The 1,283-nt window shown below is 62.7% G+C and carries 1 protein-coding gene; it reads left to right on the top strand.

The window, feature by feature from the left end:
- The coding region (locus tag PBN151_RS30185; protein ID WP_139295467.1) for a non-ribosomal peptide synthetase at positions 1 to 1,283 on the top strand (1,283 nt) is incomplete at both ends.

Here is a 1,283-nt window from a genome sequence, read left to right as displayed (position 1 = left end):
AGCGGGCGAATCAGCTCGCCCGGACGCTGCGGGACAAAGGCGTGAAGCCGGGCCGGTTGGTCGGCGTTCTGCTGGAGCGCTCGCCGGAGATGATGGTCGGCATTCTGGCCATCCTGAAAGCGGGCGGCGCCTACGTTCCGATCGATCCCGCATATCCCGAGGAACGGATCGCTTATTTGCTCCGAGACAGCGGTGCGGAGCTGCTGCTCACTTGCAAGCGGGAACTGCCGCCGGGGCAATTCTCGGGCGAGCAGCTTGACTTGGCGGACGAGACGCTGTACTCGGGGGATGGTGAGGATCTATCCGCCACGTCGGGGCCGCATGATCTGTCTTATGTGATCTATACCTCCGGTTCCACCGGCGAGCCCAAGGGCGTGATGATCGAGCATCATTCGGTAATCAACCGCTTGCAGTGGATGCAGAGGCGCTTCCCGCTGGCGGAGGATGACGTCATCATGCAAAAAACGCCGTTCAGCTTCGACGTGTCGGTCTGGGAGTTGTTCTGGTGGGGCATGCAGGGAGCGTCGGCGGTGTTCCCGGAGCCGGGTGCGGAGAAAAATCCAGAGTCGATTGCGCGATGCGTGGAGAGGCACCGGGTAACGGTGATGCACTTCGTGCCTTCGATGCTGCAGCTGTTTCTGGAGCATGTCGAGGAAGCCGGGGATACGGGGCGGCTGCGCACGCTGCGCCGGGTGTTCGCGAGCGGGGAGGCGCTGCAGGCTAAGCAGGCGAGCCGATTCGGCCGTTTGCTGAAGGATGCGTGGGGGACGGAACTAGTCAATCTGTACGGACCGACGGAGGCGACGGTGGACGTGTCGTACCATAACTGCTCATGCGTGGAGGAGTCGGCGCGTATTCCAATTGGCCAACCGATCGACAACATCTCGCTATACGTGCTGGACGGCCACCGGCGGTTGCAGCCGGTCGGGGTGCCGGGCGAGCTGTACATCGCCGGAGTCGGCCTGGCGCGCGGGTATTGGAACCGTCCGGAACTGACGGCGGAGAGGTTCGTGGATAACCCGTTTGCGCCAGGAGAGAGGATGTACCGGACGGGCGATCTGGCAAGGTGGCTGCCGAACGGGGAAGTAGAGTATTTGGGCCGGATCGACCACCAGGTGAAGATCCGAGGATATCGGATCGAGCCGGGAGAGATCGAGACACAGCTGCTGCGGCACGAACGGATCAGGGAAGCGGCGGTTACGGTAAGGCCCGGTGAGGCAGGGCTGAAGGATCTGTGCGCATATTATGTGGCCGACGGCGACCTGGAAGCCGGTGAAGTAAGA

Origin of the sequence: Paenibacillus sp. NAIST15-1 (assembly GCF_001894745.1) — a bacterium.
In the GTDB taxonomy this organism is placed as follows: Bacteria; Bacillota; Bacilli; order Paenibacillales; family Paenibacillaceae; genus Paenibacillus_B; species Paenibacillus_B suaedae.
Note: the sequence above shows the minus strand (reverse complement) of the source record. Positions and strands in the feature narration are given on the sequence as shown.